Source organism: Parabacteroides sp. AM17-47 (genome assembly GCF_003434625.1).
Taxonomy (GTDB): Bacteria; Bacteroidota; Bacteroidia; order Bacteroidales; family Tannerellaceae; genus Parabacteroides; species Parabacteroides distasonis.
Window position 1 is genome coordinate 102,627 of the sequence record NZ_QTLI01000018.1, and the last position, 22,707, is coordinate 125,333.

Genomic DNA, 22,707 nt, shown 5'->3' on the forward strand with positions numbered 1-22,707 from the left:
TGTCAATTAGTAAATACTAAAATATTCGGCGATCGGGCCTAATGTTTGTGCCGGGAAGAATGACAAGGCAGCAACGATGACGATTACGCAGAATGTCATCACACCGAATGTAACCGTATTAGTCTTTAATGTACCCGCGCTTTCCGGAGTGTACTTCTTGTTTGCCAAAAGACCTGCAATAGCTACCTGTCCGACAATTGGCAAATAACGTGAAATGATCAGTGCCAAACCGCAAGTGTAGTTCCAGAAATAGGTATTGTCGCCTAATCCTTCAAAACCGGAACCGTTGTTAGCAGAAGAAGAAGTATATTCATATAACATTTCACTGAAACCATGGAAACCGGGGTTGTTCAACCAGCCACCCTCGCTCTCTACGAATTCAGGGGCATATACCCATACGTAGGAAGAGATAGCCGTAAAGATCAAAATCACGAACGGGTGAGCCAACGAAACGATCGTCGCAATCTTCATTTCTCGGGCTTCTACCTTTTTACCTAAGAATTCCGGCGTACGTCCGACCATCAAACCGCTGATGAATACAGCTATGATCAAGAATGCATAGTAGTTCATGAAACCTACGCCGACACCACCAAACCATGTATTGATCTGCATGTTCAACATCTCCACCATACCGGAAAGAGGCATTGTGCTGTCGTGCATACCGTTAACGGAACCATTAGAGGTGACGGTCGTAGTCACAGACCACAAAGCGGTTGCGCCCGGACCCAGACGGGTTTCCTTACCTTCCATAGCACCGCAAGACTGGTCAATACCCATCTCGTCGATTTTCGGGTTACCTGCCATCTCATAGTGAACGTTACAGAATACCCCCAAAAGATAAGCAAACAGCATTACACCATAGATCACATAACCTAACTTTTTACGTTTCAGATAAAATCCCAAAGCAAATACCAATGCCATCGGAATGATCAGAATAGACCAGCATTCTACAATATTGGTCAGGTAAGTCGGGTTTTCCAATGGGTGAGAAGAGTTTACTCCGAAGTAACCACCACCATTCGTACCTAACTGTTTAATCGGAACGATTGCAGCTGTAGGGCCTTGTGAAACAGTTTGTTCTGCTCCTTCCAATGTCGGGATTGTCATTTTGGAGTCGAAGCCCATCGGCGTACCTTGTATGATCAGGATGAAACCCACGATCAGAGACATCGGGAAAAGGATACGTGTACAGCTGATCACTAAATAGTGCCAGAAGTTGCCGATTGTTTTAGTTGTTTTGGTAGCCATCGATTTCATAATTCCAGCCATAGCAGCCATACCTGTTGCAGCAGTGATGAACTGGAACAACATGATGACGAACAACTGTGTAAAATAAGTCAAACCGCTTTCTCCGCTATAGTGCTGCAAGTTACAGTTAACCATGAAACTAATACACGTGTTGAACGCCAAATCTGGACTTTGTCCGCTGTTCCCATCAGGATTCAAAGGAAGATATCCTTGCGATACCAACAGGATCATACCCCAGAAGAACCAAAATACGTTTATAATAAGCAGAGATTTCAAGAATGCCTTCCAATCCATCTCTTCATTGGGGTTGATACCCGCCAGTTTGTAAATAAATCTTTCAATTGGAGCCATGAAACGCATGCAGTCGTTTCCATCCTTATACACCTTGGCGATATGCTTTCCCAGCGGGTAACTGATAACCAGCAGCAGCAATATCTGCAATGCTACACCTAAAATTTCTGTATTCATCTTTTCACTTAAAAAAATAATTACCATTAAAACTTTTCGGGCTTAATTAGGACATACATCAAATACCCGAAGATCAATAAGCAAAGTATAAACAGTGCTAAAAACATAATTTAATTCTCCTTTCTTACATTAAATTTTCTCAAACCAGTCCACACACTTGAAGAAAAACCAATAGCATACTACACCGGTAGCACACAAGAACAAAAATGATAACGTATCTTCCATACTTGTCTCTTTTAATTGTTAATACTATTTATTTGTTTTCCGCCCTACTATATGCCAAAGTTGTGCCAAAAAATCGAGTTTATGCACAATATATTGTTTATCAGTTATATAATCAAAAAAATAATATTATTATGTAATATGCTCAATCCTTTTCAAAATGAAAATATCCTTTTCATTTTGAAAAGGTATATAAAAAGGCAAGCTGCCTGTTTTAGGTAACCTACCGGGTATGCAAGAACAAAGTGTTCCACATTATAGTCCATAGGCTTCCATCTTCTTATAAAGTGTGGTTAAGCCTATCCCAAGAAGACGAGCTGCTTCGGGTTTGTATCCGTTGGTATGTTGGAGAACTTTCTGAATGAGGTGCTTTTCAACGCTGATTAGGTCCAATTCAATATTATTCCCCATATTTTCAGATAATTGACATTTCCTTTCCATGGACATCGTTTTATGGCTGCCATATATTTTTTATGATCACTTTAAATCTCACCAAAATCTTTAGATATCTGCCCTGCACAGACAGGCTTCCAACAATCGAAATTTCTCTTTTTAGCTAAAATCGTGTTATTGATTATAGGCAATTCGCAACTTTCGCTGATATATAAAATAGCATGTCCCCGAGCTGTTGTTTTCAATTGTTTTCTTAATGTGTTCCAAGCTTCTGTATCAGAAATAAAATATTGCGATGCGGTAGACTCCGTTTCATACACCAGTTTGTATTCATTCAGCACCAATTCATTTTCCTGATTTGTCTTCTTTTGAGGATAGCATAAATAGGCAATTCCTGTCAAAAGGATGATTCCTGTAAAAGTATTCAGCAGATATTTAAAATAATAATCATTTTCGAAGAAATAGAATTCATTGATGTTACCACATATACATACGCTAGCCACAAACAGTAATATTACCGTTATCCGTTGCTTCAAAAATTTCATCCGCATATTCTTTTCCATTTGTATCCTAATTTTTGAAATTAAATCTTTTAAATAAGCCGTGAATAAATTATATCCACGGCTCAAAAAGAAAAAAAACAATTCAAATCTTTACATAATGAATGGAGAAAAAGATTTTGGTACACATAAAACAACTTTAATTGCAATAATATATAATATGAAACTTATATCCTTCTATGGGCAACCAAATACTTCTTGCAAGGCCACCATTTTTCAATCCTGTTTTTCAAAATGAAAAAATATCCAAAAACACCAATCCAGCTTGTTACTAGTAACAGAACGATAATCTTGTTTTTGATCCTTTGAGGAACATCTTTTTTATTAAATTGCTGATTGCCCATACAGAGGCAAGCGAGCCTAATTGATAAATAAAAAATACCATTTTGTTTCTTTGTTGTTCTACACTGTTTCTTATAGCAGACAACCGAAGATGAATATTAATGATACTTTCTTCGGAAATCTAAACTGATAAAGATAATGCCAAAATCAGACCAATTTAAGAACAATAAACATAAATCACTATATATCAATAGATTAAAAATATCAATTCTAAATTGAAAGTAAAAAAAACAACTAAAATGAAAAACACTTTTTCATTTTGGTAATATTACTTAGGCTTCCCTATTTGCAAACATCTGTTTATCAATGACAAATACAAATTGGTATGGATTTTGCTTTGTGTTGTATATAATATTTCAAATATGAGATTATTTATCATTTCGAATAGGTTGCCTGTAAAAGTTACACGTTCCTCCGATGGAAAATTTGTTTTTTCACGGAGCGAAGGAGGGCTGGCTACAGGTTTGAAGTCATTGGACGTTGATTGTGAAAAACATTGGATCGGTTGGCCTGGCGTCTGCGTAGAACAAAAGACGGAAAAAGATGACATTTGCAGTCAATTGGAAAAAAATAATTATCATCCGGTATTCTTATCCGACAGGCAGTATGAAAATTACTACGAAGGATATAGCAACAGTACCCTATGGCCCCTCTGTCATTACTTTTTTGCTTATACGTTATATAAAAAGAACTTTTGGGAATCATATAGGGAAGTCAATGCTGTTTTTTGTGAAGAGATATCGCGGATAGTTGAACCTAATGATTGGGTTTGGGTACAGGACTATCAGTTAATGCTGTTGCCGGGCATGCTCCGTGAGAAGTTTCCCAACCTTCATATCGGGTATTTCCACCATATTCCGTTTCCTTCACATGAACTTTTCCGGATTCTGCCCGAAAGGGTCGAGATCCTGAACGGACTTTTGGGAGCCGACTTTGTCGCTTTTCACATTCACGATTATATGCGTCATTTCATCAGTGCGACGGAACGCGTCCTTCATAAGAATTTCAATCTGGATGAAGTTCAAATGAATGATCGTGTAACCCGTGTGGATGCATTACCGATGGGGATAAACTATGATCTTTATCACAATGTGATAGCTGATAACAAAGTCCACCACGCAGTAGAGAAAACACGAGTTCTATTTGGAGATCATAAGTTAATCATATCGGTAGACCGACTGGATTACAGCAAAGGAATATTGCACCGTCTTTACGGATTCGCCTCTTTTTTGAAAAATCATCCGGAATATCACGGGAAAGTGACATTGGCGATGGTTATCGTCCCCTCTCGCGACCATGTAGGCAGTTATGCCGAATTGAAAACCAAAATAGACGAGGAGATCGGTTCTATCAATGGAACTTACTCTACCATGAATTGGACTCCGGTATGTTATTTTTATCACGGTTTCTCTTTTGAGGAATTGGTAGCGATGTATTATGTTGCCGATATAGCCTTGGTAACCCCTTTGCGCGATGGTATGAATCTTGTGGCAAAAGAGTATGTCGCTACCAAACAAGATAATCCGGGGGTACTCATTTTAAGTGAAATGGCTGGTGCTTCGGTTGAATTGTCTGATGCTTTATTGATTAATCCAAACGACACGGACCAGATCGAACAAGCCATTTGCCGTGCATTGAAAATGCCATTGGAGGAACAAAGAGAAAGGCTTCAGCGAATGCAAGCCATCCTTTCGGTTCAAACCGTAAACAAATGGGCTGCGGATTTCATGAGAGAATGGCGGCAGACCGCAGAGAAAAACAAACGATTACAAAAGAAAAAGATCTCCGCACAAGACCAGAACGAAATCAAAACATTATATGACCAAGCGAAAAAGCGCTTGATTTTGCTGGATTACGACGGAACATTAACTGCATTCAAAAATCATCCGGAAGATGCAGTTCCAACACCTGCATTACGAGACCTGTTACAGCGTTTTTGTTCCGATTCTCGGAATCATGTAACCATTAATAGCGGGCGGGACCACTATACATTGGAGAAATGGCTGGGAGATCTTCCTCTGTCTTTTGCCGCCGAGCATGGTGCATTTTACAAGGAAAAAGGCGCATGGCATAAAAACATAGGCAATCGAGAGTGGGATTCGGAGCTATTGTTTATTCTAAATTTGTTTGTAAGCAAAACCCCGTACTCTCATCTTGAGACAAAAGAAGCTGCTCTTGCCTGGCATTATAGAGAATCGGACGCCTGGCTGGGAGAGCTGAGAGCGCAACAGCTAACAAAGGCTATAATGCCTGTTTGCCTGAAAAAGGGATTACAAATCATGCAGGGCAACAAAGTCGTGGAAATAAAATCTCCAGAATGCACAAAAGGTTCGGAAGTAGCTCGCCTATTATTGGCTTCCCGCTATGATTTTATACTAGCAATGGGAGATGACACGACGGATGAGGATATGTTCCGGGCTCTTCCAGTATCCGCCATAACAGTTAAAGTTGGAATTGTATCTGAAAAAGCCAAATACAATCTGTCCTCGCAGGAAGAAGTATTGCCTTTTTTGGAAAAACTGTCGGGTGAAGGTGTTAGTTACGGAACGACTTCCAAAAGCATAAAAGGTCAACTGAAAGCCACCGTTGATTTTTTTAAAGGATTGTGGACAAATAAAAAATGGTAACTATATACAATCTTACAGTATAACCCTTGTAAAGAGGTGTAAAGACTTGTTAAGTCATATTGGCAGAATATTTCCTTATAAGAATGTATTCTTGTCAGTTTCTCTGACGCAGCAACTTACAAATCATGAATTATAAACTTTGGCATACGATTCGCATTATATTGGCTAGTGTCATAGGCACCCGCTTGCTGATAAATCTAATACGGTTATGCGGCAGTTTACACTTATCTTTCTGGGATTAAGATAGCGGAGCTTCATCCTCCGTATAAAAGGGGAATTAACATGTTAAATTTTTTGTTTTTTCATGAGTAAGAGAAATACATATAAGTACGAACTTACTAAAGGGAATAAAGTAGTGTACGTTGGTATTACCAATAATCCCGGAAGAAGAGAAGCAGAACACCGTCAAAATAAAAATTTCGACAAAATGAAAATAGTCGGAAATGTTTCTACTTTAGACGGTGCTTCTCAATGGGAGACAAATAGGATACAAACCTATATGAACAACCACAAGGGACAAACACCACTTTACAACCAAAACGAACATGGTAAGTAGTAATGTGATGCTTTTTACTCAAATCGTGTAGCAGCACGATTTTGAGGTCTAATCAAAGTCACTGTTAGTTTGGCACTCTAACAGCGATTTTTATAACGGTAGAAGTAATATTTTATTATATATCATTTTTAGATAGATCATATATTTTCTTTCATCCATTCAAGTAAATTTTCATCAATATCATATGTTGCCCAAGCAGAATCTGTTATATTAATAACAACGACTTGCCCTTTTCCTTCAATAGCTTCCACTAATTCATCTCTAACCTTTTTTGAAGAATGAGATGTATTGATTATCCAAGCGCGAGCAAACAATTTTGCCCAATTAGGATATTTTTTCAATCTTTTGCTCAACTTTGTATAGTCAGTAGAGTCTTTTAATGTATATGTAACAAAATATGTACTCATTCTTTTGATGCTTTAAAGTAATATCCAACTATAAAACCAAGAGGACCTGACAATACTCCTGACACGGTGACAAGCATGTCTTTGTATTCATCAACCTTGAAACATTTTAAGAATCCAATTACAAATACTATAGCTATTACTATAAAAAATGCACAAACATATATCATAGCAATTCGACTTCGTGTATTCTCTTTTGGGTCTGAACTTCCTTTTGAGCTTATTTCCGGTTTATCTGTTTCTGCCATATAGTTACGTTTATGTCCGCAAATATATAGAGAAATCGTAAAACCTCAACTCGTTTTATTGAAACAATGTGTATATAAATACTGTTTAAATTGAAAATTTAAATTCTTATATATATTGTAAAGAGAGTATAAATCTAATACCTCTTTGATAAAGCATCATATTATTTTCTATACAAATCATTGATAGTCATTGTTTTATTTTCAGAATTGGAAATATGTGTTTTAGATGGTATTTGCTGTCCTTTATATTCTCGTTGTTCTGTTTTACATTCTTGTCGACTTTCTACTCTATTAGAATTTTTGTATTCATCTTGATTGCTTTTTCTGCAATACATGTTTCTCCACTCTTCCTCTTGAATGATTCTCTCCTTGCGTTTTTCATCTGTCTCTCCTATACAAGCAATCATCAAAATTGCTAAGAAAGGACTGGTGAATATCGCTAATACAAACCAAAGCATAATATTTCTACCTCTTTTGGCTGCCATTTGAACAGGGATTATGCAAAGTAGAAGGTAGATAACTACTATCAATGCAAGAAAAAATGCTAAAAAATTGAAGATAAATTCCATAAGGCGATTTTAACGATGTTCTCTTAGGCAGTCAATAAGAGATATTTTTAATAAAGAAAATGGGCTGCCCCTGTACATACTCGTTAAGTATCGCCAAACACTTGTATATACGCACAGATGGGCAACCCACTTGATATAGGTTGTCCTCTGTGCCTTGTATATACCTTCTTGAGATTGGCGATTTCAACGAGTATAAGGCACTTTCTCTTGTTTTCAAAAAACTTTGTCTCGAAAGACGGGACAAAGATAATGAGAATATTGATATATACTTACATAGCTTTCTCATTTTCTTTCAGTCTATGCAACAGCAATAATATTTTGATAAGTCAATTTCTTTTCAGCATTGCAGAGAAATAGCTTAAATCTACTTCCTTCACTAATTTGTCTTGTGTTATACCTAAAAGCGAACTCATTTGCATATAATTGTAAATGCTTCTTACTCATGTGATGATAGATACCAATGATTCCTCTTTTAAGTATAGACCAAAATCCTTCTATTGTATTGGTGTAAATATCTCCATCAACAAATTGCTTTTTACTGTGATCTACTGAAAAACGAGTATAAATTTCAGCAATATCATTATATCCTTGCCATTCATCAGTATATAAAACAGATGAAAATTCAACGAACTTTAAAATATTGGGAGTAATTTCATATTGAGAAGTATTTTCTACTACTCGACAAATGACATCACCTTTTCTCTGTAACATTCCAAATATTGGAGTTTTGTCTTTAAAACTTCTTCCTTGAGAATTTTTCACTTTTTTATTCTTATGCCTATTCTTATTTTTACCACCTACAAAAGTCTCATCGCATTCAACCTCTCCATCAAGCTTACCTTTATTTTTACAAATCAAGCAGGTTCTAATCTTCTGTAATATATACCATGCTGTTTTTTGAGTTATTTTCAAATCTCGTGATAATTGCAATGATGATATACCTTTTTTATGAGAAAGAACCAACCAAATAGCCATAAACCACTTTCTTAAAGGCAATTTAGTGCTATGAAATATAGTTCCTACTTTTACATTGAATATCTTTTGAGTATTTTTACACATATATCTGTGATTACCTAAATGATAAACTTTTGATTTTTTATCAAATGGAGATTTTACTTTATTTGGCCACCTTAAATGCTCCAAATAAATAATGCAAGATTCTTCATCAGGAAATGCATCAAGTAATTCTATTAAAGAATCAAATTTAGCAATCTTTGCAAGCTTCATATTTATATTGTTTTATTATTAATATTACAATTAATATTTTATTATAAATAATTGATTATTAATTATTTATATCTCAATAATGCAAAGGTAAAAAGAGAATTTACGATTCAATATTGAAGCTTGTAAAGATGTATTAATAAAGGTTAAGTTGTTGATTTATAATTAATATATATTACTATTATTTTTATCTATAAAAATAGAATTTATTTTTTTTGATATGTAGGGTGATTTATTAAATATGAAATCATGATTTTTTCTTGTATTTCGATATTTTTCGTATATTTGCAGCACAATTATAACGTATGAATCATGAATCAAAATAAGAAAATTAATGTAGGATCATATATTAAAGTTATTAGAGGAGCTATGTCTGGTGAAGTTTACAAGGTTTTTTCTATATCCAGTAAAGGAACGTTTATAGGTGTAGGGATTCTAAATGCAACAGATACAGTAAATACAAATGATATAATTATAGTTTCAGAAGATACATTTGATAAAGTAAATCATGATAAAATTTCACATGAAAGTTGCTTTTTAGATTAATTTCCACTAAAATATAAAGGAACTAATACTTCTTGCATTACTTCTGGTGTCATAGATTTCCCATCACCAGTCCAAGTAAAACCAACCTTTTCATCATTAATAGGTAAATTAAGTTCATCTGCAATTGCTTGCAATTCTTTCCTTACTTCTTCTGGATCAGAATATATTTTTCTTTTCATAATCACTTTTTTATATTCAAACTAAATATAAATCCGATCACCTTTATTCCTAATAATATCTATATATAATAATTTGTTTTTCAATATTATATATAGATATTATTTTAATTAGAAGTTACAAGGTTTAACAAGGGTTATACTGTAAGATTGTATATAGTTACCTAAAAAATAATTTTTATGGACAAGTTAAATTACGGAGTAATAGGAAATTGCTGCACTGCGGCTTTGATTTCGGATAAAGGCAGTATAGATTGGTTATATTTCCCTAACTTCGACTCACCTTCCATCTTTGCATCATTGCTCGATCGGGAGAAAGGGGGATATTTCGGCTTCGAGGTTTCTCCGGATTATCAAATATCGCAATCGTATGTTCCTCATACAAATATTCTTTCGACCAACTTCGTATCAGAAGAAAATGAATTTGCCGTTGTAGATTTCATGCCTTGTTACCATCTGAGCGATGCGAGCAATTGTTATCGTCCGGCAGAGATCTACCGATATATCCGCAGAATCAAAGGTACTCCCCGTTTTAAAATCAACTATGAGCCGGCTCCGGACTATGCCCGTGGAAAGACAATTTTCAACACGACCTCGGAATATATAGAGACCTACTCTACTTCTAACAGCAAAGATAGGCAATATCTTTATTCCTCACTACCTTTGCACAACATCTTGGAACAGAAAGAAATCGTACTGGCTAAGGACGAGTTCTTGCTACTTTCATATAACGAGAAAGTAATACCCGTCAACATTGAGCGTGAGAAACTGGAATACTGCCGGACGCTGGTTTATTGGTTGAATTGGACTGACCGAACCAAGAAGTTTACGGTCTATAACGATATCATTGAGCGAAGTCTCCTAGTTTTAAAATTGATGTCTTTTTATAATGGAGCCGTATTGGCGGCCATAACAACTAGCCTACCGGAAACGATCGGAGAAGTCCGTAACTGGGATTATCGTTTTTGTTGGCTGCGCGACGCCTCCATGTCCATTGAAACTTTGTTCCAGATAGGCCATGTGGAAGCCGCAAGGCGGTTCATGAGATTTGTCCAGTCTACTTTTGTTTCTCAACACGATACTTACCAGATCATGTACGGTATTCGCGGAGAAAGAAAATTGACGGAAGTTATTCTGGGACATCTTTCCGGTTATAAGAACTCACGACCCGTTCGGATCGGTAATGATGCTTACCACCAGCTTCAAAATGACTCGTTCGGCTATTTAATGGACCTGATCTACCAATACTATCGTTTGATGCCCGGTACATTGGACGAGGTGGAAGATATGTGGGAAATGGTAAAAAGTATCCTGACGAATGTGATGATTGACTGGAAAAAACCAGACAAAGGCATTTGGGAGATTAGAGGAGAAGGACAGCATTTTGTTTCCTCCAAAGTTATGTGCTGGGTCGCATTAGACAGGGGAGCTCGTATTGCAGATTTATTAAACAAACCGACATACCGGAGACGTTGGTCGGAAGAAGCGACCGTAATCAAAGAAAATGTCATGAAAAACGGTTGGAAAGAAGAGATGCAAAGTTTCTCGCAAGCCTACGGTAATTCCGACCTTGATGCGTCCTTGTTGTTAATGGAACCGTACGGATTTATCGATCCGAGAGACATACGCTACCATAAAACAGTGCAAGCGATAAAGAATGCGTTACTTTACAAAGGGTTGATGTACCGTTATAAATCTCATGATGATTTCGGACTTCCCTCTTCCGCCTTTACTATTTGTACGTTCTGGCTCATTCGTGCTCTTTATGTCATAGGAGAAAAAGAAGAAGCACGTAGTCTGTTTGAGGAAATGCTTCATAATTCAAATCACTTGGGACTTTTCAGTGAAGACATTGATTTTGAAACCAAGGAGCAACTGGGGAATTTTCCTCAAGCATATTCCCATTTGGCACTAGTCAATACCGCTATATTGTTTTCGGAAGAGGACATACGACTGTTTTTTAAATAAACCTTCTGTATCTCTTTCATTTTGGAAATATTTTTTCACTATGAAAGAGATTTTATTCTATTTTTATAGGACAAAGCTCATAGGAATCAATATGGAAACGAATAATTTACTGGCCCCATTATTTTTTGTATTGATAGGGTTGATGGGAGGTGCGATTTTAAAATTCGGATTAAAAAAGATGCCTCTTCCTTACACGGTCGGGCTATTTGCCTTTGGATTATTGATCGGTACGTTTGACCGGATAGGCTGGTTAGAAAGCATTCCTATATTAAAATCATCGATCGATTTTGCCGGAAATGCTAATCCCGATATGATACTTTATATTTTTCTTCCGATCTTGATATTCGACGCTGCTTATGAACTGGACGTGCATATCTTTCGAAAAACATTGACAAATGCCACTATATTGTCCGTACCGGGTGTCATTATTGCGATGTTGCTGACGGCTGCCTTGATGATAGGGATCGGAACGTTCGCCCCTTCTTATGAAGGGTGGAACTGGACATTTGCATTGATGTTCGGAGCCTTGATAAGTGCGACAGACCCAGTGGCCGTTGTCGCATTGTTGAAAGAGCTAGGCACCAGTAAACGTTTCTCGACGCTAGTGGATGCCGAGTCAATGCTGAACGATGGAACCGGTATTGTCCTTTTCATGCTGTTTTTCGGAGCCTATACCGCTACTGGTGTTTCGGATTCTCCCGTAGCGGACTTTATAATTGTATCAATAGTTCATTACTCGTATAAAAACCAATAATCCATAGATTACACAATAAAGCAATCGCAACCAAGGGAAATCCTATGGCATAACCTAATTTCAGAATTTTACTACAGATTGAAAATAGTGTCTTCCCTTCTCCCGCACCAATCGCATTACTGACTAATGAGCCTGTTGTAAGCGCAAAAGAATTCGCTATCACAAAAAATATAGCCGATACGCTCCGGGTTATATTGGAAATCGCTAACTCTATTTTTCCCAAATGCTCAATTGAAACGAAAAACAAGAACCAAGGGGCTACACTAATAAACGCATGAAGCATACTCCATATTGATAACTTCAAGACTTTTATAAGTAAATTACCATTATAGACCGGCCTTAACCCATATTTTTCTTTATCCAATCGTATCCACATATAGAAGAAAAGCATCATAAAGGAGCCCATCTCTGCCAAAGAAGAGGCAATTGCCGCCCCCGAGATTCCTAATTCCCTAGTGAATATCAAATAAAAATTTAAAGGGATATTGATTAATACCGCTATGGCAGCAGCCCAAGATAGAGCTTTTGTATGCGTTATCCCCACTAAAAAAGAACGTATCGCTAAAAATGGGAATGAAAACAACAATCCAAAGCTACGCCAATCCAAGTATAGGATTACCGCTCGATAAATATCCGAGGAAACGATCAGCTTCTTTAGTATAAATGGGGAAACCGTATGAATGAGAAGGTAAAGAAAGATAGCCAATCCCAAAAGGAAAAATAAGCCTTGAAAAAAGGTCTTGCCGGTTTCCTTGTAATCTTGCTCTCCATTCCTTCGAGCTACCATTACTTGCAACCCAATGCTAAATCCAAAACCAAGCATATAAATCGCTAAATAATAAATTCCGGCGATAGCGGACGCTCCTAATTCTATCTCTCCAACGTGGCCTAAGAAAACAGCATCCGTAATATTGATTAATTGTTCCATTAAGATGCTCATCATTACAGGAAAGTTGATGAGCCATATTTGTTTATATGTATAATTCATTGCTCAACTGTATAATAGTACGATACAACATACCGCTTTTATGCAGTATGTTATTTCGTAATCCATAAAATAAAAGGATATAAAATCTCCGTGACAAATAAAGCTGTATTTGTCAAATAGCTGAATAGCTTTATTGGATAGGGCTAAAAGAAAAAACGGCTAAATAGACGTCTCTATCCAACCGTTCAAAAGATCTTCGCGATAATCTTTTGTGCTCACAGTCAAGGTTAAACTCGAAAAACATATAACTTCAAAATGAATTTATAACATCATTTTGTTTTGATGTTGGCAAAGGTAAGCCTTTATTTGTAAATAACAATTTTTTATCCTGTTTTTTTTACTATTATATCTTTTTTTCTTCTCTAGAATATTTTCGTTTTAATTTATGGTCTCTCTTGTGCTCGGATATTCAAAAAAACACAATGGAAAGTTCAAGAGATGAAAGCAGGGCATAAAAAGGGTGTGTCATGACACACCCTCTTGTGAAACCATAAAAAGGATTTTCAGCCACAATGGAAATAAGTATTGACCAGCTTCAACATCTCTTCCGGATTATTCTCTAGGTCCTTGCGTAAAGAAGTGTCATCATAAGATTCCAGTTTACGGATGATGCCGTCTATCATACTCGGACTAAACACATTATATTTTTCAAAAACAGCACGCTGTTGTCTTAAACGGGCGGCTGAGGCTGCGCAACTGTCTGGGAGTTGATCCAATGTCTTTAGGCGATCTTGATTCTCTTCCTTATGAATATTCACGTTTACATAAGTCTTCTCAGCGATTTCCAAAGCATCATCGATCTCAAAACCATGGCGGCACGCAACTGCCAATCCTGCCAATAATTGGTATAAATCAGCGGAGCCATCCGGTGAGCGCATCTCGACCGTTTGCTTTTGGCTCGTATCATAATGGCTGGCAGGTTCCAATGGGTTCGCCAAAGCACACATGTCCGTTTTTGCGGCCCAACCTAGCGGAACACGAACTAAAACTGAACGATTCCGATCTCCCCAACAAATATTCGTAGGTGCTTCTTGGTGTGGAACCAAACGGAAATATGAGGTTGGATTCGTATTTCCAAAAGCCGTAATAGAGGAAGCTAAGCACATCATTCCAGCGATGGCCTTACGGGCGGTTTCGGATAAGATACCATTCGCTAACATCTGATTCTTGCCATCTTTCATGATACGCATATGGACATGCAGACCGGAACCTGCTTTTCCCACCGTAATTTTCGGAGCGAAAGTGATGTTATATCCATATTCATGCGCTAGATTGCGGATCGCCCATTTTGCGATCATCAATTGATCCGCTGCATTTTCCGCAGGACATGGTAAGAACTCGATCTCATTTTGCTCATAGATCAAACCATTTAACGTAAAGTTACCAACTTCTGAATGACCATATTTAATTTGTCCCCCGGCTTGCGCTATGCAGTGCATGCACTCCGTCCGGAACTCATTGAACTTAGCGTAAGGAGCGGATTCATGATAACCTTTTTGGTCGGTAGCAGGGAAAACGCCTTCATCCGGTGCGATTACGTAATATTCTAATTCACCCATTGCCTCAAAATCCATTCCCGTCACCTCATGAAAAGCCTTACAAGCTTTATGCAAGGTATATTCCGGGGAACTTTCTAAGGGTTCTCCATCCTTATTGAAGAATGAGCAAAGCATGGTAAGCGTAGGTAATTCCGCAAACGGATCCTCGAAAGCCGTACGGAAACGGGGCACCACATACAGGTCACTACTTCCCGCCTCGATAAACGAGAAAAGACTAGAGCCATCCACACGCTCACCGCAAGTCAAGATCGCATCCAGATAGGCCGCATTGTTGATTACAAAGTTTAGTGTTTTCAAACGTCCGTCGCCTGCAGGATACATAAAATTAACCATCTGGATATCTTTCTCATAGATATAACGGATAATGTCCTCTTTCGTAAACTCGGACGCTGGCTTTTGTAAAAACTCCACTAATACGTTGGGAGTCATTTCTAGTTCTTTGTTCATGTCTTATATTGATTATGTTTATAGTGTAGAGAAAAACTTTCCTTTGGAACTGCTAACCGGAATCAAGCTAGAGATCGCTTCAGCAACCTCTATAGGTCGGTCAGACTCTATGATGTCCACACCTTGACGGATGATCATACGGTATGCTTCAGCACGACTTTCGGGTGTGGATAGTTTATCGTCGGAGGGAGCGGTAGATATCATGCACATGACACCTCTTTCATGTAACATATCGATCACCTCACGGACTTCGGGGGTAATCTTCGGACCTACGTAAGCCATGATATGATTCCAAGGTATACCGTTATCCTCATAGTCTTGAACCGCCTCTTTCGTTTTCACGAAAGCCTCAAACATGAAATTCGGATTTTTCTCGTAAAAGAAACGAGCCGAGGCACCATCATGAACCGTAATCATTACATAAGGTTCCGCTTGCATATCGGTAATCAACTGAGCAGTGCGCTCCATCGGAACATCCTTCTTATCAAGGATTAGGATTGTTTTTCCACGGGCCCAACGAATCGCTTCCTCTAAAGTCGGGATACGATAGTTTGTGATATTTCCTTCGGGATCCTTCAAACGGAAATTTTGCAATTCTTCCCAAGTATAATCAGAAACTTTCCCAGTCCCATTACTGGTACGCTCCAGTGTATCATCGTGGAAAAGGACGATAACACTATCTTTGGTTAACCTCGGATCTATCTCGAACGTGGCAGGAGTATAAGAGAGGGTATTTTCAAAGGTTTCCATACTGTTCTCAGGATAGCCTTTTCCCCGTCCACCTCGGTGTCCACTAATTAAAGGAATTCGGTCATCGGCATATTGGTAGAAAGATATCAAATCATCTACATTTGATATCTGTAGCGTATTCATTCCGTTGTATTCAAGCTCCTCCTTTGGCGTGTTCAATACGCAAGAACCACAAAGCAGGGCCAGCATTAAAAATCTGGCGGATAAATTGATTTTCATTTCACGATCGTATTTTAGGTGAATGATTCTTTCTATCCGCCAAACTTACACAAAATAAATGATTTTACAGAGTTAGCACCTTAATATTCGTCAACTTTCTGGTCTACACGGAACTTATCCAAACGTGCTTGCAGGCGAGTTTGGATATCAGCATATTCCGGATTATCGTATAAATTATTCAGCTCATTCGGATCACTTTGCAAATCGTAAAGCTCATTGCAATTAATCGCGTCATTATGCTCATTCTTCTCTCCATAGAAATGGATCAATTTATAACGACTGTCACGTACGCCATCGTGGCGACGTACCATATGGATAGCTGGATAATCATAATAATGATAATATAGATACTCACGCCAATCTCTTGGTGTCTCGCCTCCAAACAAGGGGACTAAAGAAGTTCCTACCATATAATCAGGTTTCTCGATACCGGCTATATCCAGATAAGTCGGGGCATAGTCAATGTTCTGTACTAAGGCCGTACATTCACTTCCCGTCTTGATTTTAGCAGGATAACGGATAATCAACGGCGTACGGAAAGATTCCTCATACATGAAACGTTTGTCGAACCAGCCATGTTCACCCATGTAAAAACCTTGATCCGAGGTATAAACGATCACGGTATTATCCATAAGCCCTTCTTTTTCCAGATAGGCGATCAAACGCCCTACCTCATCGTCAATCGATTTGATGCAACGTACGTAATCCTTGATATAACGTTGATATTTCCATTTAACCAAATCCTCACCTTTCAGGTTCTCGTTAATGAATTTTTCGTTACGAGGCTTATAAGAAGCGATCCAAGCCTCCCGTTGTTCCGGGGTCATACGATCCAAAGAGGCCTCCCAACCACCAATATTCCATTCCTTTTTATAAGCCTCCTTATCTTTAAGCTCATCTACCTTCAAATCATAAACCAAAGTCATATTTTTGTCTATACTCATCTCTTGTGTACGTGCGGCATCGCAACGAGTAGCATAATTATCATTGAAAGTATCTGGATATGGGAACTCTACATCCTCATATAAATCCATATATTTCGTATCCGGCATCCAGTTACGATGTGGAGCCTTATGATGAACCAGCAGGCAGAAAGGCTTATCCTTATCCCTCTCTTCCAAAAACTCGATAGCGTGATCGGTCGTAAGGGTCGTCGCATATCCCTCTTCTTTTACATACTTGCCATTCGATTCTTTGCTTTTAAACTCCGGATTATAATAATCTCCCTGATCCCATAACACATGATAATAATCAAAACCTTTCGGCTCACACTGCATATGCCATTTACCGACAACACCTGTTTGATAACCGTGCTGTTGTAAGATTTCAGAGAAGAATACTTTTGTCGTATCAATACCTTTTCCTAATTGTCTTTGTCCGTTTTGATGGCTATAAAGACCGGTCATCAAACATGCACGGCTAGGAGTAGACAGAGAATTCTCTACGAAAGCTTGCCGGAACAACATTCCTTCCGCAGCCAAACGATCTAAATTTGGTGTTGGTGCCAATTTACCTAGCGCATGTCCATAAGCGCTAATAGTTTGATACGAATGATCATCCGTCATGATATGAATGATATTGAGCGGCTTCTCTGCCACTTCTTTTTGCCCGGTTCCGCATGCGGAGAATAAGAAGGCCGGAGCCAAGAAGACCCCATAGTTAATCGCATTCTTCATGTATTCAAAATTTTAAAATTACACAAACGTACAAAAAACAGAAATTATCACCAATAATACTTCCGGGCTATCTCAGCCATAGTCGGATATTTACTATCCTCATCGTCATATTGTTGTTTCAATTCCAACAGTTTTGTCTTCAACTCTTTAATCAACGCCTTTTTCGATGGGTCGTGATACAGGTTCTTCATTTCCATTGGATCCTCTTTCAAGTCATACAATTCCCATTCGGGAGTTCTGGACTCATTCTTGGTCCCGGTCATTCCCAACGACTCTCCATAATAGAATATCAATTTATAGCGATCCGTACGGATACCATAGTTGGCTGTCACGTTATGGTCGTTATCCGCATTCATCCAATAGCGGTAATACATAGCCTGTCTCCAATTAGCTGGGGTCTCATTTCTCAAATTCGAGCGGAAACTTTCTCCCTGCATTTGGCTAGGCTTGTCCATTCCGGCATAATCCAAAAATAGAGGAGCGAAATCGATATTCAATGTTATATCCTTATTATCCGTGCCGGGTTTGATTTCTTTCGGATAACGGATAACAAACGGCATACGCAAGCATTCCTCATACATCAATCGTTTATCAAACCAACCATGTTCCCCCAAAAAAAATCCTTGGTCTCCGGTATAGATGACAACCGTGTTTTCCGCCAATCCTTGCTCATCCAAATAGTTCAAGATACGCCCTACGTTTTCATCAATACCAGCGATACAGCGCAAATAATCTTTAATATACAATTGATAAGCCCAATGGCGCAACTCATCACGGCTCATATCCGTAGGTATATCCGTTTTCACATCCGTCTGCCTCAAATGCTCCATGCTCATCCGTAGCAACTCCGCATACTCTCCCTTGCCCTCATATGTGTCCAATAAGTTCTCCGGCTCCGGGATCGTTACATCTTTCAATAAATCCTTGAAACGCTCGGCGGGTGTCCACGGTCTGTGAGGAGCCTTGAAATGGCACATCATAAAGAAAGGCTTGCTCTTATCTCGATTTTCCATATATTTGATAGCCTCACTTCCTATCACGTCGGTAGAATGCCCTTTATACACTTTACCCGTTCGGGGATTCGCATGCGGATCATTCCCCCATGTACCTTTTTCTATAAGCATCGGGTCATTATAACGGCCCTGTCCAGGCAAGATATTGTAATAATCAAAACCTGTAGGTTCCGCATGCAAATGCCATTTACCGAATATAGCGGTTTGATATCCTGCTTGCTGCAAGCATTTCGCTACATTCGGATGATCCGGATCTAATGGATCTTGCAAAGTATATACACCATTCTTTTGGCTATATTGTCCTGTGATAATCGCTCCACGGCTCGGGGTACTGATTGAGTTCGTCACAAAACAATTCCTCAATATTGCGCCCTCATGCGCTATTCGATCAATATTGGGGGTCGGTAAGACCGTTGATAAAATTCCACCATAAGCACTTACCGCCTGCGAAGCATGATCGTCAGACATGATATAAATGATATTCGGTGTCCTATCATTCTGTGCCATGGCTGTTTGAACAGCACTAAAGTCATATAGGAAAATGCTTGATAATAAAATGTATTTGCATTTCATCGTATTTGTATTAATTTATTATACCAAACTTTTATAAAGCTATTAATAAAAAAGGATATATTATAATCCTTCATAAATCATACTTCTTGCGAATCAGTAATGCCCTTGATTCCGATGATCCGTGTGAGGTCTCACGGTTCGTTTCAAAGGGATATTCATTCCATCCGTAGACTCCAGCCAGTCATAAATCTGAGCATTCAATTGTTTGATTGTCTCTTTATATTCAGGTTCCGCAATCAGGTTCGTAGTTTCATACGGATCATTTTGCAAATCATAGAACTCATTCGTATCCCAAACCCCATGATAACGGATATACTTATAACGATCGGTGCGGATACCATGCATCGTTGGTGTCTGCGGAAATTCATATTCCCAATAATACTCGTAGAAGATATGATCTCTCCAATCCACCTTTTCTCCCTTGAGCAAAGGCAAGAAAGAATATCCCACCATCTGCTCAGCCTTTTCTAAACCCGCACAAGCCATAATTGTAGGAGCGACATCTACATTTTGTACCATATTCTCTATTACCTTACCTCCCTCAAACATACTAGGGCAACGAACCAACATAGGAACTCGCACAGATTCCTCGTAGAACTGTCTTTTGTCGATCAATCCATGTTCTCCCCACGCAAAGCCATTATCACCCATGTAAATAACCAACGTGTTATCATCTAACCCTGCTTCTTTCAGATAATCCAAGACAGAACCGATACTTTCATCTACAGAACGCAAGGTCTCACAATATTTACGAACTTGAACATCCCAAGGACGGCCATGGTAGGAATAGTCCACCCCATGCCAACTTTCTCTTTGACTTTTCACCCAATCCGGAGCCATTTTTTCTCCATAATACTCTTTTCCAAACGCAGCCTTTCCTGTTTTCTTATCAATAGTCGGCAACTCTTTAATGCCATAATGAGGCGTATTGAAGTTCGGAGGTAATACCAATTCCTTATTTTTATAACAATCCTTATGGCGCTTTGCGGCTGAAAAATTGTCGTGCACACCCTTATGAGACAAATAGACAAAGAACGGTTTATCCGCTTGTTTTTGTTCTTTCATGAATTGGATCGCATGGTCGGTCAAGAGATCCGTAACATAGGTACTGTCTTTATATTGTATCCATTCCCCATTTGTATTTATACGAGGGTTATAATATTCCCCCTGCCCCTTGAAACCTTCCCAATGATCAAAGCCTGGTTGAGGAGCCCCTGAGTCATTTCCCATGTGCCATTTTCCAAAGAAAGCAGTTTTATATCCACACTCCTGCAAATATTGTGGAAAAAAGATCAATCCATCAGGAAGAGGAGCGGCATTATCAACCACCTTATGGCTATGTGAATACATGCCGGTCAAGATGGAAGCACGGCTGGGAGAAGAAAGAGAGGTCGTAACAAACGCATTTTTGATATGCGCTCCTTCCTTGGCCATCCGATCCATATTAGGAGTTTCCAACCAAGGGATCGTATTCATGAACCCCATATAATCATACCGGTGGTCATCCGAGAGAATAAAGACAACATTTAATGGTTTCGTTTTTTGTGAAGTATTGTCTGCTTCCTGATTTTTAGGCTGGCAGGCCAAACATTGACTTACGATAGTCAATGAAAACAAGGTATTATTGATATTTGTATTCATATTGATAAAAGTTGAGGAGCTGTAAGTTTTACAGCTCCAATTAACATTTTATGACCAACCCGGATTTTGCGTTAGCTCAGGATTCAAATCCAATTCCCGTTGAGGAATAGGCATGAGAATCATGTAATCCTTTATATTACTAGCAATGTCCGTCTTATTCTTCTCAGCGACTTTCGCTTCGTATGTGCTGTGCTCTTTCATCCGTTTTATGAATGTACCTGTACGTACGAGGTCAAACCAGCGATGTCCTTCTATCGGAAATTCCAAATAACGCTCTTGTAAGACTGCTGCCCGGAAAGCATCTTTAGACAAACCCTCATAATTTTCAGAAGAATCACCAAACGCACGCTCTCGAACACGATTTAAAACTTGATGAGCTTTCTCTGATTCTCCGATTTCATTTAACGCTTCCGCATACATAAGCAAGGCATCCGAATAACGGATGATATGCATATTGATCTCACAGAACTTAATAGCCGTTAATCCATCTTGCCAATACTTGCCAAACAAAGGAATACTTGATATCAATTCCTTTCCATTTACAGGGTTCGTATAATGCGTTCTTAAATTCACGGCTTTACGTTTATCATTTTCCTTAAAGGTATTATTTAATTCCATAGTGGGAATATCCGCCTCATTAGATCCACTAACTCCGATCGGTTCAGGCAAAGAATATTTGGGTCCCGTTAAACTCATTTCATCATTATGAGGTAATGGGTCCGCCTTATATTCAATATAAAAGACAGCCTCTTTACCAGCTTCAGTATCCAAGTTCCAATTATCTCCATACTCCACATGTAAACCATACCCATAAGCACCTTCTTGTTCAACAACCTCTGCCAGTTTTTCCTTTGCTTTGGAATAATCACCTTTCGTCAAATACACCTTTCCTGCTAAAATCTTGGCAGCACCTTTTGTCGCACGCCCTATATCTGTAGTCCCATATTCTGAGGGATAAGGAAGGGCACTTTCCGCATCTGTCAAATCAGATAGAATCTGTTCATAGATCTGCTCTTTCGCAACTCTCGGCCCCATAGCATCATCTATTGTCTCTAACTGAGTCACCAAAGGAACATCTCCAAAAAAGCGGACTAAATTGAAATAATAAAGAGCACGTAAGAATTTTGCTTCTGCTATAAATCTTTTTTGTAAATCAGGATTCATAGTAACAGATGGAATGTTATTAATAGCGGCATTAGCTTTCATAATGCCCGAATAATTATTTTGCCACATATCTCTAATAAATGTGTTTTCCGGGGTGTGACGCAAAAATTCCAAGTTCTGTAGAAAGGCATTAGGCATACCAAGACCGTTTTTCATCCCATCACATGTAAGATCGCATAACATATACATGCACCTACTATAAATACTATTAAGTTGTTGATAAGTTGCATCAACTGCCGCTTGGGCATCTTTCTGACTCGTGTAAAAGTTATCCACGACCAGCCTGTCTATTGGTTTCTCGTCTAAGAAAGAACACTGTACATTGAACAATGAGAATATTGATATACAGCCAAATATTATATATTTATTCAT

Annotated in this window: 18 protein-coding genes and 3 pseudogenes; 5 read left to right on the forward strand and 16 right to left on the reverse strand. The window is 38.5% G+C overall.

What is annotated here, in order from left to right:
* Positions 1-6: 6 nt before the first annotated feature.
* The 4 genes and pseudogenes from kdpA to DW205_RS15455 form a co-directional block, all read right to left on the reverse strand.
* Positions 7-1,716 carry a potassium-transporting ATPase subunit KdpA gene (gene kdpA, locus DW205_RS15440; RefSeq protein WP_008778626.1) on the reverse strand — a complete coding sequence of 570 codons (1,710 nt, stop codon included), beginning with the start codon at positions 1,714-1,716 and terminating at the stop codon, positions 7-9.
* Positions 1,717-1,742: 26 nt separating this feature from the next.
* A complete protein-coding gene (locus tag DW205_RS22870) occupies positions 1,743-1,823 on the reverse strand; it encodes a potassium-transporting ATPase subunit F (RefSeq protein ID WP_080504992.1) in 81 nt (26 codons plus the stop codon).
* A gap of 370 nt (positions 1,824-2,193) precedes the next feature.
* Positions 2,194-2,328, reverse strand: a pseudogene (locus tag DW205_RS15450) (helix-turn-helix domain-containing protein); the annotation flags it as partial.
* 92 nt (positions 2,329-2,420) lie between these two features.
* Positions 2,421-2,894 carry a hypothetical protein gene (locus DW205_RS15455; RefSeq protein ID WP_005868619.1) on the reverse strand — a complete coding sequence of 158 codons (474 nt, stop codon included), beginning with the start codon at positions 2,892-2,894 and terminating at the stop codon, positions 2,421-2,423.
* Positions 2,895-3,595: 701 nt separating this feature from the next.
* Between DW205_RS15455 and DW205_RS15465 the strand changes: the two genes are divergently transcribed.
* Both DW205_RS15465 and DW205_RS15470 read left to right on the forward strand, forming a co-directional pair.
* Positions 3,596-5,860 carry a bifunctional alpha,alpha-trehalose-phosphate synthase (UDP-forming)/trehalose-phosphatase gene (locus tag DW205_RS15465; protein WP_005868621.1) on the forward strand — a complete coding sequence of 755 codons (2,265 nt, stop codon included), beginning with the start codon at positions 3,596-3,598 and terminating at the stop codon, positions 5,858-5,860.
* A gap of 304 nt (positions 5,861-6,164) precedes the next feature.
* A complete protein-coding gene (locus DW205_RS15470) occupies positions 6,165-6,416 on the forward strand; it encodes a GIY-YIG nuclease family protein (protein ID WP_005868623.1) in 252 nt (83 codons plus the stop codon).
* A 137-nt stretch (positions 6,417-6,553) separates the two neighbouring features.
* Here the strand turns inward: DW205_RS15470 and DW205_RS15475 are convergent, their stop codons facing one another.
* The 4 genes from DW205_RS15475 to DW205_RS15490 form a co-directional block, all read right to left on the reverse strand.
* Positions 6,554-6,823 (reverse strand): hypothetical protein, encoded by a 270-nt coding sequence (locus tag DW205_RS15475; protein ID WP_005868625.1) that lies wholly within the window; start codon positions 6,821-6,823, stop codon positions 6,554-6,556.
* Entirely contained in the window at positions 6,820-7,068 is a 249-nt protein-coding gene (locus DW205_RS15480) for a hypothetical protein (protein ID WP_034530617.1), read from the reverse strand. The genes DW205_RS15475 and DW205_RS15480 overlap by 4 nt, the downstream gene beginning before the upstream one ends.
* A 161-nt stretch (positions 7,069-7,229) precedes the next feature.
* Entirely contained in the window at positions 7,230-7,553 is a 324-nt protein-coding gene (locus DW205_RS15485) for a hypothetical protein (protein ID WP_134820281.1), read from the reverse strand.
* 381 nt (positions 7,554-7,934) lie between these two features.
* Positions 7,935-8,864 carry an IS1595 family transposase gene (locus tag DW205_RS15490; protein WP_005868629.1) on the reverse strand — a complete coding sequence of 310 codons (930 nt, stop codon included), beginning with the start codon at positions 8,862-8,864 and terminating at the stop codon, positions 7,935-7,937.
* Between the two features lie 309 nt (positions 8,865-9,173).
* Here DW205_RS15490 and DW205_RS15495 point away from each other — a divergent pair, with 309 nt between their 5' ends.
* Positions 9,174-9,407, forward strand: coding sequence for a hypothetical protein (locus tag DW205_RS15495; RefSeq protein WP_008778625.1), 234 nt, complete (start codon positions 9,174-9,176; stop codon positions 9,405-9,407).
* Here the strand turns inward: DW205_RS15495 and DW205_RS15500 are convergent.
* Positions 9,404-9,586, reverse strand: coding sequence for a hypothetical protein (locus DW205_RS15500; RefSeq protein WP_005868631.1), 183 nt, complete (start codon positions 9,584-9,586; stop codon positions 9,404-9,406). The genes DW205_RS15495 and DW205_RS15500 overlap by 4 nt on opposite strands.
* 177 nt (positions 9,587-9,763) lie before the next feature.
* On the opposite strand from DW205_RS15500, the gene DW205_RS15505 reads away from it, so the two are divergent.
* Together DW205_RS15505 and DW205_RS15510 are read left to right on the forward strand one after the other, a co-directional pair.
* Positions 9,764-11,551 (forward strand): glycoside hydrolase family 15 protein, encoded by a 1,788-nt coding sequence (locus tag DW205_RS15505; RefSeq protein WP_005868633.1) that lies wholly within the window; start codon positions 9,764-9,766, stop codon positions 11,549-11,551.
* A gap of 91 nt (positions 11,552-11,642) precedes the next feature.
* Positions 11,643-12,272: pseudogene (locus tag DW205_RS15510) on the forward strand (cation:proton antiporter); the annotation flags it as partial.
* Here the strand turns inward: DW205_RS15510 and DW205_RS15515 are convergent.
* From DW205_RS15515 to DW205_RS15545, 7 genes and pseudogenes are all read right to left on the reverse strand, one after another.
* Positions 12,265-13,293, reverse strand: a pseudogene (locus DW205_RS15515) (MATE family efflux transporter); the annotation flags it as partial. The pseudogenes DW205_RS15510 and DW205_RS15515 overlap by 8 nt on opposite strands.
* Before the next feature lie 503 nt (positions 13,294-13,796).
* A complete protein-coding gene (locus tag DW205_RS15520) occupies positions 13,797-15,299 on the reverse strand; it encodes a glutamine synthetase family protein (RefSeq protein WP_005868639.1) in 1,503 nt (500 codons plus the stop codon).
* Positions 15,300-15,317: 18 nt separating this feature from the next.
* Positions 15,318-16,268: a glycerophosphodiester phosphodiesterase family protein gene (locus DW205_RS15525; protein ID WP_005868641.1), complete on the reverse strand. Its 951-nt coding sequence runs from the start codon at positions 16,266-16,268 to the stop codon at positions 15,318-15,320.
* An 80-nt stretch (positions 16,269-16,348) separates the two neighbouring features.
* Entirely contained in the window at positions 16,349-17,944 is a 1,596-nt protein-coding gene (locus DW205_RS15530; protein ID WP_005868643.1) for a sulfatase, read from the reverse strand.
* 47 nt (positions 17,945-17,991) lie between these two features.
* Positions 17,992-19,464 carry a sulfatase gene (locus DW205_RS15535; RefSeq protein ID WP_052647312.1) on the reverse strand — a complete coding sequence of 491 codons (1,473 nt, stop codon included), beginning with the start codon at positions 19,462-19,464 and terminating at the stop codon, positions 17,992-17,994.
* Positions 19,465-19,623: 159 nt separating this feature from the next.
* Entirely contained in the window at positions 19,624-21,171 is a 1,548-nt protein-coding gene (locus DW205_RS15540) for a sulfatase (RefSeq protein ID WP_005868645.1), read from the reverse strand.
* Positions 21,172-21,219: 48 nt separating this feature from the next.
* Positions 21,220-22,707 carry a RagB/SusD family nutrient uptake outer membrane protein gene (locus tag DW205_RS15545; protein ID WP_005868646.1) on the reverse strand — a complete coding sequence of 496 codons (1,488 nt, stop codon included), beginning with the start codon at positions 22,705-22,707 and terminating at the stop codon, positions 21,220-21,222.

Coding starts and splice junctions, on each gene's coding strand:
- kdpA (WP_008778626.1), bottom strand. CDS start 1,716: ATGAATACAGAAATTTTAGGTGTAGCATTGCAGATATTGCTGCTGCTG.
- DW205_RS22870 (WP_080504992.1), bottom strand. CDS start 1,823: ATGTTTTTAGCACTGTTTATACTTTGCTTATTGATCTTCGGGTATTTG.
- DW205_RS15455 (WP_005868619.1), bottom strand. CDS start 2,894: ATGGAAAAGAATATGCGGATGAAATTTTTGAAGCAACGGATAACGGTA.
- DW205_RS15465 (WP_005868621.1), top strand. CDS start 3,596: ATGAGATTATTTATCATTTCGAATAGGTTGCCTGTAAAAGTTACACGT.
- DW205_RS15470 (WP_005868623.1), top strand. CDS start 6,165: ATGAGTAAGAGAAATACATATAAGTACGAACTTACTAAAGGGAATAAA.
- DW205_RS15475 (WP_005868625.1), bottom strand. CDS start 6,823: ATGAGTACATATTTTGTTACATATACATTAAAAGACTCTACTGACTAT.
- DW205_RS15480 (WP_034530617.1), bottom strand. CDS start 7,068: ATGGCAGAAACAGATAAACCGGAAATAAGCTCAAAAGGAAGTTCAGAC.
- DW205_RS15485 (WP_134820281.1), bottom strand. CDS start 7,553: ATGGCAGCCAAAAGAGGTAGAAATATTATGCTTTGGTTTGTATTAGCG.
- DW205_RS15490 (WP_005868629.1), bottom strand. CDS start 8,864: ATGAAGCTTGCAAAGATTGCTAAATTTGATTCTTTAATAGAATTACTT.
- DW205_RS15495 (WP_008778625.1), top strand. CDS start 9,174: ATGAATCAAAATAAGAAAATTAATGTAGGATCATATATTAAAGTTATT.
- DW205_RS15500 (WP_005868631.1), bottom strand. CDS start 9,586: ATGAAAAGAAAAATATATTCTGATCCAGAAGAAGTAAGGAAAGAATTG.
- DW205_RS15505 (WP_005868633.1), top strand. CDS start 9,764: ATGGACAAGTTAAATTACGGAGTAATAGGAAATTGCTGCACTGCGGCT.
- DW205_RS15520 (WP_005868639.1), bottom strand. CDS start 15,299: ATGAACAAAGAACTAGAAATGACTCCCAACGTATTAGTGGAGTTTTTA.
- DW205_RS15525 (WP_005868641.1), bottom strand. CDS start 16,268: ATGAAAATCAATTTATCCGCCAGATTTTTAATGCTGGCCCTGCTTTGT.
- DW205_RS15530 (WP_005868643.1), bottom strand. CDS start 17,944: ATGAAGAATGCGATTAACTATGGGGTCTTCTTGGCTCCGGCCTTCTTA.
- DW205_RS15535 (WP_052647312.1), bottom strand. CDS start 19,464: ATGGCACAGAATGATAGGACACCGAATATCATTTATATCATGTCTGAC.
- DW205_RS15540 (WP_005868645.1), bottom strand. CDS start 21,171: ATGAATACAAATATCAATAATACCTTGTTTTCATTGACTATCGTAAGT.
- DW205_RS15545 (WP_005868646.1), bottom strand. CDS start 22,707: ATGAATAAATATATAATATTTGGCTGTATATCAATATTCTCATTGTTC.